The 14,178-nt window shown below is 66.3% G+C and carries 12 protein-coding genes; 2 read left to right on the top strand and 10 right to left on the bottom strand.

The genetic code is table 11. From position 1 onward, the window contains the following. Positions 1 to 114: 114 nt before the first annotated feature. From ACIPYW_RS06100 to ACIPYW_RS06080, 5 genes are all read right to left on the bottom strand, one after another. Entirely contained in the window at positions 115 to 1,092 is a 978-nt protein-coding gene (locus tag ACIPYW_RS06100; protein WP_400411757.1) for an aldo/keto reductase, read from the bottom strand. Between the two features lie 286 nt (positions 1,093 to 1,378). Continuing rightward, positions 1,379 to 2,269: an alpha/beta hydrolase gene (locus ACIPYW_RS06095; protein WP_400411755.1), complete on the bottom strand. Its 891-nt coding sequence runs from the start codon at positions 2,267 to 2,269 to the stop codon at positions 1,379 to 1,381. 20 nt (positions 2,270 to 2,289) lie between these two features. Further along, on the bottom strand, positions 2,290 to 3,138 hold the full coding sequence (locus ACIPYW_RS06090) for an alpha/beta hydrolase fold domain-containing protein (RefSeq protein ID WP_400411753.1): 849 nt from the start codon (positions 3,136 to 3,138) through the stop codon (positions 2,290 to 2,292). Continuing rightward, positions 3,138 to 5,648, bottom strand: coding sequence for a family 78 glycoside hydrolase catalytic domain (locus tag ACIPYW_RS06085; protein ID WP_400411750.1), 2,511 nt, complete (start codon positions 5,646 to 5,648; stop codon positions 3,138 to 3,140). The genes ACIPYW_RS06090 and ACIPYW_RS06085 overlap by 1 nt, the downstream gene beginning before the upstream one ends. A gap of 116 nt (positions 5,649 to 5,764) precedes the next feature. After that, positions 5,765 to 7,099, bottom strand: coding sequence for an MFS transporter (locus ACIPYW_RS06080; protein ID WP_400411747.1), 1,335 nt, complete (start codon positions 7,097 to 7,099; stop codon positions 5,765 to 5,767). Positions 7,100 to 7,179: 80 nt separating this feature from the next. On the opposite strand from ACIPYW_RS06080, the gene ACIPYW_RS06075 reads away from it, so the two are divergent. Further along, entirely contained in the window at positions 7,180 to 8,172 is a 993-nt protein-coding gene (locus ACIPYW_RS06075; protein WP_400411745.1) for a LacI family DNA-binding transcriptional regulator, read from the top strand. Positions 8,173 to 8,270: 98 nt separating this feature from the next. On the opposite strand, the gene ACIPYW_RS06070 is transcribed toward ACIPYW_RS06075, so the two are convergent. From ACIPYW_RS06070 to ACIPYW_RS06050, 5 genes are read right to left on the bottom strand one after another with little or no spacing between them, the layout of a single operon-like run. Further along, positions 8,271 to 9,197, bottom strand: a complete 927-nt coding sequence (locus tag ACIPYW_RS06070; RefSeq protein ID WP_400411743.1) for a sugar phosphate isomerase/epimerase family protein — start codon at positions 9,195 to 9,197, stop codon at positions 8,271 to 8,273. Continuing rightward, positions 9,194 to 10,333 carry a Gfo/Idh/MocA family protein gene (locus tag ACIPYW_RS06065; protein WP_400412524.1) on the bottom strand — a complete coding sequence of 380 codons (1,140 nt, stop codon included), beginning with the start codon at positions 10,331 to 10,333 and terminating at the stop codon, positions 9,194 to 9,196. The genes ACIPYW_RS06070 and ACIPYW_RS06065 overlap by 4 nt, the downstream gene beginning before the upstream one ends. Next, positions 10,330 to 11,241, bottom strand: coding sequence for a TolB family protein (locus ACIPYW_RS06060; protein WP_400411742.1), 912 nt, complete (start codon positions 11,239 to 11,241; stop codon positions 10,330 to 10,332). The genes ACIPYW_RS06065 and ACIPYW_RS06060 overlap by 4 nt, the downstream gene beginning before the upstream one ends. Further along, entirely contained in the window at positions 11,238 to 11,717 is a 480-nt protein-coding gene (locus ACIPYW_RS06055) for a heme-degrading domain-containing protein (RefSeq protein ID WP_400411740.1), read from the bottom strand. Before ACIPYW_RS06055 ends, ACIPYW_RS06060 begins: the two co-directional genes overlap by 4 nt. A gap of 13 nt (positions 11,718 to 11,730) precedes the next feature. Then, positions 11,731 to 12,777, bottom strand: a complete 1,047-nt coding sequence (locus ACIPYW_RS06050; protein ID WP_400411737.1) for a Gfo/Idh/MocA family protein — start codon at positions 12,775 to 12,777, stop codon at positions 11,731 to 11,733. Positions 12,778 to 12,889: 112 nt separating this feature from the next. Here ACIPYW_RS06050 and ACIPYW_RS06045 point away from each other — a divergent pair, with 112 nt between their 5' ends. Next, positions 12,890 to 14,155, top strand: a complete 1,266-nt coding sequence (locus ACIPYW_RS06045; protein ID WP_400411735.1) for an MFS transporter — start codon at positions 12,890 to 12,892, stop codon at positions 14,153 to 14,155. Positions 14,156 to 14,178 lie beyond the last annotated feature (23 nt).

Genomic DNA, 14,178 nt, shown 5'->3' with positions numbered 1-14,178 from the left:
CCTCCAGAGGGATGCTGTCGGCGCGGCCGGCCGAGCGGGATCGTCGGTCGGGAACGACGCGACTCCCCGCCGGTGGCGAGGAGGCCATTGGCGGGGAGTCGCGGGTCATTCGGCTTAGAAGTGGGAGGGCTCGCGGAGCACGTAGTGCTCCTCAAGTGCGGTCACTTCATCGTCAGTGAGGGTGACGTCCAACGCTGCGACCGCGTCGGAGAGGTGGTGCGGCTTGGACGCACCGACGATGGGCGCGTCGATGACGGGGTTGCGGAGCACCCATGCCAGCGCAACTGTTGCCATGGACACGCCGCGATCCTTCGCGATGCGCTCGACCGCGTTGACGGTCTGCTCGTCGGTGGGCAGCCAGATCGGGTGGCCCTTGTCATCCTTCTCGGTGAGCGTTTTCCCACGTGCGGTGTCGGAAGAGCCCCACGGACGGGCGACGACGCCGCCGGCGAGGGGGCTCCACGGGATGCTCCCCACGCCCTGGTCGGCGAGCAGCGGGAACATCTCCGTCTCCTCGCCGCGCTGCAGCAGGCTGTACTGGTCCTGCATGGAGATGAACCGGGTCCATCCGTTCCGTTCGGCGGCGTGCTGAAGCTTCGCGAACTGCCATGCCCACATCGACGACGCACCGATGTGGCGGACCTTGCCGGACTTCACCGCATCGTGGAGCGCCTCCATCGTCTCCTCGACGGGCACTTCCGGGTCCCAGCGGTGGATCTGGTACAGGTCGATGTAGTCCGTGCCCAACCGGCTCAACGAAGCGTCCAGCTGCTGCAGGATCGCCTTGCGCGACAGTCCCGAGTCGCCCGGGCCGTCGCCCATCGGGAAGTTGACCTTCGTGGCGAGGATGATGTCGTCGCGCTTGCTGAGATCGCGGATGGCGCGGCCCACGATCGTCTCGGACGCGCCGAAGCTGTAGATGTTGGCGGTGTCCCAGAAGTTGATGCCCAGCTCGAGGGCCTGCTCGAAGAACGGCCGCGCCTGGTCGTAGTCGAGCGCCCACTTTTCACGGGATCCGTCGCCGTAGCCCATGGTGCCAAGTGCGATACGGCTGATCTTCAGCCCCGAAGAACCCAGTCGTGTGTACTGCATAGTCGTCTCCCTCTAATAGGTGGCGTCCCGACAATCGACGCTTGCGGCGAGGAACTGCGGTCGGGACGGATGACGCTCGCCGCGGGCGGGCGAGGGCGGATCTCGGCGCTCGGCAGGACCGCGTCGCGCTCTGATTTCGTTCTGACTGTACGAAGCAGCACGGTGGCGTGGGAGGTCGAAGCGCGGACCCCCACATTCGTGTGAGGGCGCTGCGAATCACCGCGTCGGCGCCGGCCGAGACCGGCGATGGGCGAACGTCGGGCAGTCCTTCGTTGTCCGGGGGCGGTCAGAGACCCCGGTCGCGAAGGAACTGCCGGACGGTCGAGTTCACTTCCTGCCCTTCGGGGGCGTCGGGGAACCCGCCGTGGGGCATCCCGTCCCAGACGTGCAGGTGCGCTTCGGTTCCGGCTGCGATGAGGGCACGATGCAGCCGTACGGTGTTCGACAGGAACAGGTCCCGGGTGCCGGTCCAGAGCAGCGTCGGCGGGAGGCCGTGAAGGTCTGCAAACAGCGGTGAGAGGGCCGGGTCGGCGAGGTCGCGTCCGGCGGCGTACAGGCGATTGACCGGAAGCAGGCTTTGCAGGGTGTTGCTGGCCGCGGCAAGCGTGACGAATGAGTCGCCGGATTCGGTGAGATCCACCTCGGGGGCCTCGAGGATGAGCGCGGCTGGCATGGGGCGATGCTGGTCGCGGCGTCGAACAAGCGCAGCGACGGCGAGGTTCCCGCCTGCTGATCCGCCCATCACCGCGACATGTTCGGCACCGATCCGACCGATGAGGTAATCGAGGACAGTTGCGACGTCATCGACTGGGGTCGGGAACGGATGGTCCGGCGGCATGCGGTAGTCCACCGCCCAGTGCAAGCGACCTGTGCCGTGCGCGCTTCTGCGAGCGATGAGTCCGGCGAGATCTCCGCCGCCGAGGATCATCGCACCACCGTGGATGTCGAGAATCACCGAGTCGGACGCGGAGCCCTCTTCATCAGACGTGACCCAGACGTCCACTCCTCGAATCACTTCACGCCGCGTCCTCGTAGACAGGTCCAGGGTGGCGAAGTACGCGCGCATACCTTGGTTTCCGGCGGCGATGACGCGATGCCAGGCGTTGACGTCCGTGGGGTCGGGGAAGGGTGTCGTGCCGGCTGTGCGGGCGAGGACCTCGCGGGCTGCGGCACTCAAGTGTGCAGGTGGTGGCACAGTCATGCGGTGGCCCCCGCAGACGCATCATCCGATGCCATCGCGTGGGGATCGGTGAGGGCGGTCAGCCAACGCTCGGTGCGCTGCAGGGTGCGTTGGGCTTCCGCGGTCGTCGGGTAGTTCAGATGTCCGTGCAGGGAGCCGTGCTCTCGGATGAGAGTGACCGGGGTGTCGGCGTCGGTGAGGAGCGCTGCGTACCGTTCCCCCGATGGGCGCAGCGAGTCGACGTCGGATGTGATGATCAGCGTGGGAGGGAGGCCATTGCCGGTGCCGTGGCCGGGAAACACCCATGGGTGGAGCAGATGATCTTCGTCGCCGGCGTAGTTGAGGCTGAGTTCCCGAGCTGGTTCGGGGTCGAAGCGTTGCTCAGCGGTTAGGGCCTCCAGTGCCACAGCGAGTTCCGGGTCGGGTTCGGGTGGTACGGCGTGCAGGACCGGGTAGACCAGGACGCTTCCCGCCGGCAGCGGCTGATGTTCGTCTCGGAGCCGGACGGCGAGGGCGGCGGCGAGGTTCCCTCCGGCGGATCCTCCGCCGACGGCCCATTGGAGAACGTTCGGGGAGTCGTTTCCCGGGCCTGTGCACCACTGCCAGGCGGTGAGGCAGTCCTCGAGTGGGATCGGGAAATGGATGCCGTCGACAGCGAGCCGGTAGTCCACGGAAACGACGGTGATGCCGCGTTCGGCGAGGTAGCGGCTCGTCGCGTCAGCTTCGGGGATGTCGAGGTCGCCGTGGATGAACGCTCCTCCATGCATCCAGAGCAGACCGGTGCCGTTGGCGTGTTCGGGTTCGTAGACGCGGACAGAGACGGGAGCATCGGCGTCGATGGTGTGGTTGACGATGCGGATGGTCATCATGCCTCCTGTAGGAGCGGCTGCGCGAAGTGGTGTGCTCCGGGTCCGATCGGTTGAGGGTCCGTGCCGGGCAGGTCGACGATCCCTTCGGCGCCTGACGGGACGGCGATATCGACCTGCAGGGTGCCGTCGACGTTGACCCAGCTGATGTGTGCGGGCCCGTACGGGGTGTGGTGTGTTGCGGAAGCCGATGTGATGGACCCACCGGGGCGGGGTGCGAAACGAATGCTCCGGTATCCGGGTGCCGCCGGCGCGATCCCGGCGACGGTGCGGTGTAGCCAGTCGCCGACCGCGCCGAAGGCATAGTGATTAAACGAGGTCATGCTGGCGGCGTTGAGGGATCCGTCGGGTCGGAGGCTGTCCCAGCGTTCCCACGTTGTGGTGCCTCCGGCGAGCACGGTGTACAGCCACGACGGGCACTCCGTGGCCTCGAGGAGCTGGTAAGCCTCGTCGACGTGTCCGGTGCTGGTCAGCGCGTCGGAGACCAGAGGGGTACCCGCGAAACCGGTCGCGATCCGCCCGTTGGATGCCCGAACGAGGTCCGCCAGGCGCTCAGCTCCGGCGGCCCGGGTTTCCTGGTCCGGCCAGAGGTCGAAAACGGTCGTCAGCGCGTACGCGGTTTGTGTGTCGTCACGCATTCGCCCGTCGGCGCCGACGTACTCGCGCGCATACGCGTCACGTACTTCCGCCGCGAGGGTCGACCAGGTTGCTTCGTCCTCAGGCAATCCGAGCGCACTGGCTGTCTCGGCGAGGACGTGGGCGGTGTGAGCGAAGTACGCGGTGGCGACCAAATACTTGTCGGTCGTTGCCACGAACGGGTTCTCCGGATCTGCCGCGGGATCGAGCCAGTCGCCGAGCTGCTCGCTGCGACGGCAGATCCGATCCGGTCCCGCGGCGCGTTCCACATGACGTATCCACTGCGTTGCGGACTCGTACTGCCGTCGGAGGAAGTCGAGGTCCCCGGTGCGCGCATGGACCACGGCTGGTGTGAGGGCGGCGACGTCGCCCCAGACCGCTGACGGGTCTCGCGGCAGGCTGGCGAACGGTTCGAGGGGGAAGTACGGCACCCAGGGCGGCATCCACTGCAGTTCTGCTTGCTCCGCGGCGAGGTCGGTGAACCAGGACTGGAGGAATCCGGTTGTGTCGAACAGGAACGAGGCGGTCGGTGCGAAAACCTGCAGGTCACCGGTCCAGCCGAGCCGCTCGTCGCGTTGCGGGCAGTCGGTTGGGATATCGACGAAGTTCGACCGGGTGCTCCAGACGATGTTCTCGTGGAGCCGGTTGACGAGCGGGTTTGAGCACTCGAACCAGCCCCGACGTTCCAAGTCGCTGTGCATGACCGCGGAGTGAATGTGCTGATCGGTGAGTGTGCCGGTCCAGCCCGACACTTCAACGAATCGGTAGCCGTGGATCGTGAAGCGAGGTTCCCATTGCAGGGGCTCGTCACCGGTGATGAGAACGTCGGTCGCGGCGGCGTCTCGCAAGGGAGCGACGGCCAGCTCGTCGTTCTCGAGGACTTCTGCGTGGCGGAGCGTGATGGTGGCGTTTCGTTGGCCGAGCGTGTGCAGACGGATTCGGCCGGAGTGGTTTTGCCCGAAGTCGACGATCCACCGTCCGTCGCCGCGATCTTCGATCTGGACGGCTGTCAGCTCGTCGGTCGTCGTTACTGGCGGTCCAGTGGGCGATGTGAGAAGCGTCGCGTCGAGCGGTTGTGTGCGCACGGGTGTCCCGGTTCGTGTGGTGAGGCGGGCCCAGTCGAAGGTGTCGAGTCGCGCGTCGAAGTGTTCACCGTCGTAGAGGCCGCTGCTCATGATGGCTCCGTAGTCGCTGCGCCATTGGTCGTCGGTCTTGATGCGTTGCGCGGTGCCGTCCTGATAGAAGATTTCCAGCTGCGCGGCGGCCGCGAGTTCGGAGCCGTAGACGTCCATGGTGCCGCCGCCGAAGCCGAGGTGCCCGCGCCACCAACCGTCTCCGACGAGCAGGCCGAGACTGTTCTCGCCCGGCTGCAGCTGATCGGTGATGTCGAAGGTGGCGTATCGCAGCCGATGACGGTAACTGGTCCATCCAGGCGTGAGTTCCTCCTCCCCGACGCGGTGTCCGTTCACCTCCGCCTGCACGACGCCCTGCGCGGTGATGTAAAGCCGCGCGGATGCGACCGTGCCTGCGAGAGTGAAGGTGCGCGCGAACCGAGGGGGCTGCCGCATCGTGCGCCCCTGCGGGTCTTCGCGGGTGATCGGATCGGCGCCGGGCGAGGAGATGAAGGCGGCGCTCCATGATTCGGGCGCGATCAATCCGGCCTCTGCGGTGCCGGGATCACTCCATGGGCCCCACCCTGCGCCGTGGTCCACGCTGATCCGCACCCGCACTCTCTCGCCGTCGGCCAGTGGAGTATCCGGCCAGGGCGTCAGCACTTGCTCGTCTCCCTCCCGCTCGACCACCGTCGTCGTGGCGGCCGAGCCGGGTCGCTGCCGGATGATCTCGAAGCGTGTTCGCTGCTGCCGCTCCGACACCGCAGGTTCCGTGGTCCAAGACAGTCGTGGTGCTCGCTCCCCGATGCCGAGACGATGTGCTGTGTGATGTTCGAAACGTGGCGGAGTCGGGGTCGGCATGATCTTCGGGCTGTCGATCACTGGGCGGTCCCATGCTTGACGGCGACACCGTCGTCGACGCCGCCGATAGGGACGGCCCCGTCGGCGGAGATGCCTGCTTCGTCGTCTGCGCGCTGGAATCGGGGCAACCAGAACAGGCCGATCGTCACGGCGATGACGGTCGTGCCAGTCAGGAACCAGTACAGGTTCGTCGCTCCGGTGGCGATTATCGCAGGCGTGACGAGCGCGATCGCAGCGGCGAGCAACCGCGTGAATGCGATGGTGATGCCTTGGACGCTGCTGCGGAACAGGACCGGGATAATCTCCTGGCTCCACACCTTGTACATCGGTTCGCCCATGATGCCGCCGCCGATCGAGAACAGAATGGTGCTGGTGATGATGGTTGCCGGGGTCACCCCGACGGCGGCAGGCAGCACGAATGCGCAGATGGCCAAGACTGCCGCGACGCGCAGCATCCACCTCCGCGCGCCGACGCCGTCGACCAATCGCACGAACAGCAGCGTCGACGCCAAGCCGATCCCAATCCCGATCAGCCCGAAGAGTGACGCGGTCGGCACATCCAGGCCTGCGACGTTGACGTACACGTACGTCTGGAACTGGCCGTTCGTGTTCGCGCTGATGTTCGCGATGCCGAAGAAGAGTCCGAGCGCGATCACTGGCAGGAGGAAGCGGGAGTGCGCGAGCTGTCGCAGAGCGCCGATGTCGGATGCTGCGCCATTGATCGCGACGCTCGCGGTGCGGGTGTCAGCTGCCTGCCGCCACTTCGCGGACTCTGGGATCCCGCTGCGGCAGATCAGCACCAGGATCGAAATGACAAAGAGGTGCCCATAGATGATGCGCGCTCCGGTGGCGCCGAGCGCGCCGAAGAAGATGCCGATGAGGATGACCCCGACGATGCCGAGCACCCACAGGAAGTTCGTGGAGCCGACCATCTGTCCGCGCTTCCCTGCCGGCGCTGCTTCACCGATCATCGATAGCGACACGGGGAGATCCGCGCCTGATGACAGCCCAAGGATCACAAGCCCCGCGTAGAGGAAGCCGACGCCGGGTGCTGCGGTGAGAAGACCAGCGCCGACGGCGAACATGATCATGGTGACCGCGAAGATCCGCCGTCGCCCGAACCGGTCGCCGAGCCTGCCTCCGACGAGCGCGCCGATCGCGATCGAGAAGGTCAGCAGCGCTGAAAGCGCTCCGATGTCGCCGCCTGAGAGTCCGAGGCTCTTCTGATAGAGCACGAGCGCCGTTCCGGTGCCGGCGATTGCGGCGGCGTCGAGGTAGGAAGCCATTCCGAGTACGCCGGTGATCCACCAGGCTTGCCGTGTTGTCGGGCCTGTTGCTGCATCGATACGCATGATTCTCCCTTGAATCGTTTCAGTTCGAAGCAGGACTTACACGTGTAAGTTCCTCGCCAGAAGAGTGCCACACTTAGAGCGTGGGCACCAGAGTCACGGCGCAAGATGTAGCGCGACGAGCAGGCGTATCTCGCGCGACGGTGAGTTTCGTGCTGAACGATGCGCCCGGGCAGAGCATCTCGGACGCAACGAGGGACTCTGTTCGGACCGCCGCTCGCGAGCTGGGTTACGTTCCGTCCGCAGCCGCCCAGATCCTGCGCTCAGGGTCGAGCCGGTTGGTGCTGTGCCTCGAGCCCGATTGGGAGCCATCGGTGTTGATGGATCGTGCGATCGCAACGCTCAGCTCCGAGTTCGAAGGCCGTGGCTACGCGATGGTCGTGAGTCGGACTGGCGCTGCCCCGAGCGCGCCAAACGTCCTTGTCCGTAGCGTCTCACCGTGCGCAGTCGTTGCGATGTATGACCTTCCGAAGTCGGTCCGGACGTCCTTGCAGAGCCTGCTCGTACCCGTCGAGGAGGCTTGGTTCCACAGCAGCGGCGGTCAGCGCGCCGCAGATGACTTCCAGGGGCTTGCCGGGTCGTTGCAGGTCGAGCACCTCATCGCGCGTGGTGCGCAACGCATCGTTGTCGTTGCACCGCGCACCGTCCGCGAGTCCGAGGTGCGGGACGATCGAATCCGAGGGGTTGTGCGCGCGGCCGTAGCCGCGGGGCGGAATGAGCCAGATGTCGTCCTCGTCGACTCGCTCGACGCCGACGGATTGCGCCCGATCCGTGACGCACTGCGCGCGGGAGCCGGACCGGTCGGCGTCTGCGCGTTCAACGATCTCCACGGTGCGGCGGTCTTGCTCGCAGCGCGAGACCTGGGCTTGCACGCACCGCGCGAGGTGCTGGTCATCGGAGTCGATGACGATCAGCTCGCGCTGCTGACTCGACCGCAGTTGAGTACCGTCCGCTTCGATGTGAAGGCACACATGCGGGCGCTTGCTGCCCGAGTCGTCGCGCGTGCGGAGGGACGGGACGGGACGGGCGATGTGCTGGAGGCGCCGGTGCGGGTCGTGCAGCGCGAATCGACCTGAGCTGCTCATCTGTGCACGACGATTGCCCGGCGCCTCCAGCGGTTTCGATCAGACGGCACTCGCAGGCTCCGGACGCCGTCCGCACCACGATCACATTGTCAGTGTTCCTCCGCGATGAGCGGCCGGAGGGTGCGGTGTGCGATGCGGAGTCCCTCGAGGGTTCGTTCGTCGGTGCCGCTCCAGAGGGGGTCTTCGTGCTCCACGGAGAGGGTGCCGTCGAAGCCCGCTTCGTAGAGCCGGTCGACAACGTGCGGCCAGTCGACAGTTCCCCGTCCTGGTACCCGGAAACGCCACCAGCCCATGTCCCACGGGTCGCCCTGCTTGTCGACCTTGCCGAAGAAGCCGTACTCGTTCCGCTTCGCGGGAAACAGCTCGAGGTCCTTCGCCTGCGCGTGCACGATGTGCTCGGCGAACGGCAGGATCGTCTCGACCGGGTCGATACCGATCCAGGTCAGGTGCGACGGGTCCCAGTTCAAGCCGAAGCCGAGCCCTGTTACCCAGCCCCATAGCTCTGGCGAGTAAGCGATGTTGCCCGGGTAGCCGTCCGGGTGCCAGCCTTCCATGACGCAGTTCTCGATGATGAGTTTGACGTCGCGTTCGCCGGCATAGTCGACCAGTTCGGGGAGAACGCGGTTGCCTTCGATCATGTTCTCTCGCACGGACTTGGTGTTGTCGCGTCCGATGAAGGTCCCCACGTACGGCACGTTCAGCTGCGCCGCGGTGTCGATCGCGTGCTTGAGGTGGCTGCGGATCTCCTCGCGTCGCCCGAGGTCCTGATGGAGGTTATTCTCGTAGTAGGCCAGAGCGGAGATCTGAAGGCCGGTGCGCTCAAGCGTTGCCTGGGTTGCAACGGCGTCTTCCTCCGTGAAGGTCGCCACCGGCAGGTGGGACGCTTCGAAGTCGCGGCCGCCGGTGCTGGGCCACACCGCAACTTCGAGTCGCTCGTACCCCTGGTTGGCGGCGAAATCGGCGATTTGGTCGAGTGACCAGCCGGGGAGGCAGGCGGTGAGCATGCCGAGCTTCATGCGGGCATCCTTTCGGGGATAGCGGTCGAGGCTGACGATGATCGAGCGCTTGCGACGACGGCGGCGACGATCAGCGCTGATCGTGCGCCGTCGTCGAAGGTTGGGAGTCCCACTGGCGTCTCGCCGGTCGTGATCGCCGTGTAGGTGTCAGCGACGAATGCGGCGAATGCATCCGGGTACCCCTGGGGGTGCCCGGCGGGAACCACGCCGAGGCGTCGCTGATCCGCGGACCCGTTCGACGGATCGCGGACGATGATCTCGCCGCCGGTCGGTGATCCGAACCAGGCGGACTCTGGTTGCTCTTGATCAAACACTGCGGAACGGAGGGATCCGTCGATCTCGAACCAGAGCCGGTTCTTCCGCCCGGACGCGACCTGTGACACGACGGTGTTGGCGAGCCTGCCGGACGCCGTGCGGAAGGTCGCGATTGCGGTGTCCTCGGTCGTGACCGGTACGTGCGGTGCCGCCGTAGCTCCGCTGCTGAAGGAGGGGCCGCCGGCCGCTGGACGGGTCTCGTAGACAACGTCGGTGTGCGCCGTGACGCTGGTGAAGTGCTCGCCGGTGACGAACTCGACCAGATCGCACCAGTGAGATCCGATGTCGGCGAACGCGCGTGAAGGTCCGCCCGTCGCGGCGTCGACGCGCCAGGACGCTGCGTTCTCGTCGTGCATCCAATCCTGCAGGTAGGAGCCGTGGATGCCGAGTACCCGGCCCAGCAGCCCGTCGTCGATGCGTGCGCGGATTTCTCGGACGATCGGGTGGTAGCGGTACACAAACGGCACGGTTGCGACGACTCCGGCGTCACGCGCAGCCTCGGCAAGCTCGGCGGCCTGCTCCGCGTTGACCGCGAGTGGTTTCTCGCAGATCACGTTGATGCCGTGTCGGATGACGGCGAGGGCTTGCGCGTGATGCTGGTCGTTGGGGGTGCAGATGTGGACGACGTCGGGGCGGTCGGCGAGGACCTCGTCCAGGTCGGCGTAGGCCCTGGTGACACCGAATTGATGTGCGGCGTCTTCAGAGCGGGAACGGTTCCGGCCGAGCACACCAATGACGGCGGCACCGGCCGCTCGCGCTGCGCGGACGTGAACGCCGGCGATCATGCCGGTGCCGATGACGGCCGCGCGGACGCCACTCATGCGTCTGCTCCGATGGGGTACTCGACGAACGCGAAAGCGGAGCTGTCGGGCGCCCAGCTGGGCACGTTGATGCTGCCCTGGCCGCCGTTGAATGCGGCAAGTGTGGTCGGGGTTGTCCACTGGTTCACCGTGACGAGCCGCAGTTCGACGGCCTTGTCCGCGGGGTGCCCTTCCGTTCCCGGCGGGAAGCTCAGGTAGACCACCGCGTCGCCGTCGGGGGCGACGTGGGGGAACCAGTTGACGCGTTCGTCAAAGGTCAGCTGCTCGAGGTCATTACCGTTTGGGCGGATGCGCGCCAGCTGCGCGTGGCCAGCAGTCGAGGAGAACTGTTCGGTGTTGAACACAATCCACTGACCGTCCGGCGTCCATTCTGGGCCGTCGGCGGGACCGGGGTGAGTCGTCACCGCATGGTCGTCTACGCCGTCGACGCCGATGGTGTGCACGGTGGCGGATGCCCACCAGTTGTCGCCCTCCGGCACGAGACGCACATACGCCAGACGGCCGCCGTCCGGGCTGACGCCGTGCAGGAAGTGCAGGCTGCCGTCCTCCGGTGTGATCCGCGTCGGTGTGCCGCCTTCCAGCGGGAGCTGCCAGATGTGGAAGTCGTTGGCGGAAGCGTAGATGGTGTTGCCGTCTGGGGACAGCACGTGGTCGTTGTTGACTGCGGGGAGGCCGGAGGCGTTCACCTGGACCGGTTCGCCGCCGGCGAGGTCGAGTGTCCAGAGCAGCCCGTCCGCATTGAGGAGCAGCCGGCCGTCGTGCGTCCAGTTCGGCGCCTCGAAGAGCCGATCAGAGGTTTCGTAGACGGTGCGGATCGAGCCATCGGCGCGGTTCCACGCGCGTATGCGCGTCTTCTGGTTCGGGAGGAGTGTTCGCAGCGGAATAGTGCTGCTGTCCGACGGGCTCATGCTGACGTCTCTCGTGTTGCCGCGAGGTGTTCGCGGATGCCCTGCACGATCAACTCGTGGTCCTCGTCCGAGCTGAGCCCGGAAGCGGTCGCTGCGGCGACGACGCCGACGCCCTGCACCCGGATCGGGAACGAGCCGCCGGTGATCGCGTAGTCCTCGTTCGGCAGCCAGCCGAAGGACGCCGCGTCAATGCCGGCCGCGCGGTGTCGAGCGTCGACGAGCGCGCCGCTGGTCTCCATCCGCAGCACCAGCGCGGCCTTCTTCTCGATCCATCGTTCCTGGTCGGGCGCGATCCCCGGCAGCGCTGCCCGGAAGAGAATCAGGTTTGGGCGGCGAATGTCGATACCGACGCCGTGGCCCTCGCGGCGCGCGATGTCGACAAGACGCGAGCCCAGCGCCCAAGCGTCATCGAGGGTGAAGCGGGGAAGGACCAGTTCGGCTTCCTGCTGTTCAAGGTCGTGGATGCGGTTGCTCACGGGTTCCTCCGGATCAGACAGTGACGGCAGGCGCGGGCAGCTGCGCGAGCGCCTGGTCGATGGTGTGCAGGATGGCGACGGTCTCGTCGTGGCCGTGCACCGGGGACTCGATACGGCCGTCACCGACGAAGGACGCGAACGCGGTCGCTTCCCAGGACAGTGCTTCGAATCCTCGGAGTCCGCTTTCGTCCGACCAGTGCAGTGCGGTGCTGTCGTGCGCGGCGCCAGCGAGCGTGAAGGTGGTCGGCGTGTAGAAGTACGGATCGACGGTGATCGTCGCTTCCGAACCCGCAACAGCGGCGCCGGTCGGCGTGCGCGCCAGCAGCGTCGTGGTGAGCGTCGCCTGGGCCCCGCCGCTGTGCTCCAGTACCAGCGTCGACTGCGCGTCAACACCGGTGTCGGTCATCGTCCCCACGGCAGTCACCGACTGCGGTGTCCCGAGGAACAAGGACGCGAACTGCACCGGGTAGATCCCGAGATCGAGCAGGGCTCCGCCGCCGAGTTCTGGTCGGTACAGACGGTGAGAGGGATCGGCGTCGATTCGTTGTCCGTGATCGGCGTGCAGAGCCCTAATCTCGCCGAGGACGCCGTCGTGCAGGAGCTGTGTGAGGACGGATGTTTGCGGGAGGTACCGGGACCACATCGCTTCCATGACCAGCACGCCGGCGGCGCGACCTGCGTCGACAAGTTGCTGTGCCTCGTTAGCGTTCAGGGCGATGGGCTTTTCGATGAGGACGTGCTTGCCGGCAGCGATAGCGGAAAGGCCGCTCGCGAGGTGATCGCTCTGCGGCGTCGCGACGTAGATCGCGTCCACGTCATCTCGGGCGGCGAGTTCGACGATGGATCCCACGACGTGCTCGATGCCGTGCGCGGCAGCGAAGGCCGCACCGCGCTCCGGCGAGCGGGAGGCGACGGCAGTGAACCGCTGCTGCGTGTGCCGGTGAGCGGCGTCTACGAACTCGCCGGCGATCCACCCCGGGCCGACCAGACCCCAACGAAGAGCTGGCTCACTCGAGCCGGAGCGGTAGAGGTGCGGGGCTGGCAAATGCGAGAGCGTCATGTTTCTCCTGACGGCGTTGGCAAATTCCTTAGCGCGGGCTAAGGTGGCGTCCACCGAGGTTAGCACGCGCTAAACAGTGGGGCTCCTCGGCACCCGACTCAAGGAGGCGTCGATGTCGACGAGGATCCCGGCCCACCCGTTCACTTCAGCGGTGGCAACAACACGTGCCAGCAACTGGTACATCGCAGCAATCGGACTCGCGCAGTTCGGTATCTTCATCGCGATCCTGTCGCCGGTGATGGTGAGCATGCAGCTCAAGGCGCAAGTTCTGAACCCGGACAACCCAGCGCAAGTACTCGCGGTCGTGCTGCCGATCGGCACGATCGGAGCGGTGATCGGCAATCCCCTCTGGGGCATGCTCAGTGACCGCACCCGAACGAGATGGGGTCGGCGGAAGCCGTGGCTGCTCGGCGGAATCATCGTCCTTGCCCTCGGGCTTGCCTGGGTCTCCGTGACACCGAACGTCGCAACGCTCGCTATCGCGTGGCTGGTGTGCCAGACCGGGTCAAACGCTGCGTTCGCCGCGCTCGTCGCGAACTTCGCCGATAACGTCCCTGAAGAGCAGCGTGGTCGCGCTTCGAGCGTCCTCGGGCTGGCGCAGAACGTCTCGATCCTCGCCGGCACCTACGTCGCCGCGTGGTTCGCGTGGAGCCTGCCGCTGGTCTTCATCCTGCCGGGCCTCTTCGGTGTACTGACGATCGTCGTGTACGTGCTCGTGGCGCCGGATCGCCTGCCGGAGAACCGACCGAAGCCGTTCAGTTTCCTCACCCTGGTGCAGACCTTCTGGACCAACCCGATTAAGAACCCCGACTTCGGGCTGGCATGGTGGTCCCGCTTCCTGATCACCCTCGCGTCGTTCCTGTTCACGACGTTCCGCCTGCTGTACATGGAGGACCACCTCGGCCTGTCCACGAAGGCAGCGGTACCCGCAGTCGCTACCGGTGTGCTCATCTACACAATCACGCTGTTCGTCGCGATCGCCATCTCCGGCTGGCTTTCGGACAAGCTCCGCCGCCGGAAGGTGTTCGTTGCTGGTTCGACGCTGATGTTCGGCGTGGGCTTGGTGGTTCTTGCCTTCGCGAACGACGTCGGCCACTTCTACATCGCAGAAGCCGTCATGGGCTTCGGCTACGGCATCTACGTGGCCGTCGACAACGCGCTGGTCGTCGACGTCCTCCCCGACCCCGAAAAGCCCGGCAAGGACCTCGGAGTCATCAACATCGCCAACTCCCTCCCGCAGTCCGTTGGGGCAGCAATCGGCCTGTTCCTGCTGGGGATCGGCGGCGGTACCGAGAACTACCCGGTCCTGTTGTGGGGTGCCGGGATCATCGCCTTCATCGGCGCAGCCGTCGTCCTGCCGATCAAGAGCGTGCGGTAACGGCGTCCCTGGGCGGCAGGCCC

This window comes from Curtobacterium sp. NPDC089689 (assembly GCF_044749145.1).
In the GTDB taxonomy this organism is placed as follows: Bacteria; Actinomycetota; Actinomycetes; order Actinomycetales; family Microbacteriaceae; genus Curtobacterium.
Note: the sequence above shows the minus strand (reverse complement) of the source record. Positions and strands in the feature narration are given on the sequence as shown.

What these genes read in the sequence shown, in the direction of transcription:
- ACIPYW_RS06080 (WP_400411747.1), bottom strand. Translation starts at nt 7,099, where the DNA reads ATGCGTATCGATGCAGCAACAGGCCCGACAACACGGCAAGCCTGGTGG.
- ACIPYW_RS06090 (WP_400411753.1), bottom strand. Translation starts at nt 3,138, where the DNA reads ATGACCATCCGCATCGTCAACCACACCATCGACGCCGATGCTCCCGTC.
- ACIPYW_RS06070 (WP_400411743.1), bottom strand. Translation starts at nt 9,197, where the DNA reads ATGAAGCTCGGCATGCTCACCGCCTGCCTCCCCGGCTGGTCACTCGAC.
- ACIPYW_RS06045 (WP_400411735.1), top strand. Translation starts at nt 12,890, where the DNA reads ATGTCGACGAGGATCCCGGCCCACCCGTTCACTTCAGCGGTGGCAACA.
- ACIPYW_RS06100 (WP_400411757.1), bottom strand. Translation starts at nt 1,092, where the DNA reads ATGCAGTACACACGACTGGGTTCTTCGGGGCTGAAGATCAGCCGTATC.
- ACIPYW_RS06060 (WP_400411742.1), bottom strand. Translation starts at nt 11,241, where the DNA reads ATGAGCCCGTCGGACAGCAGCACTATTCCGCTGCGAACACTCCTCCCG.
- ACIPYW_RS06065 (WP_400412524.1), bottom strand. Translation starts at nt 10,333, where the DNA reads ATGAGTGGCGTCCGCGCGGCCGTCATCGGCACCGGCATGATCGCCGGC.
- ACIPYW_RS06050 (WP_400411737.1), bottom strand. Translation starts at nt 12,777, where the DNA reads ATGACGCTCTCGCATTTGCCAGCCCCGCACCTCTACCGCTCCGGCTCG.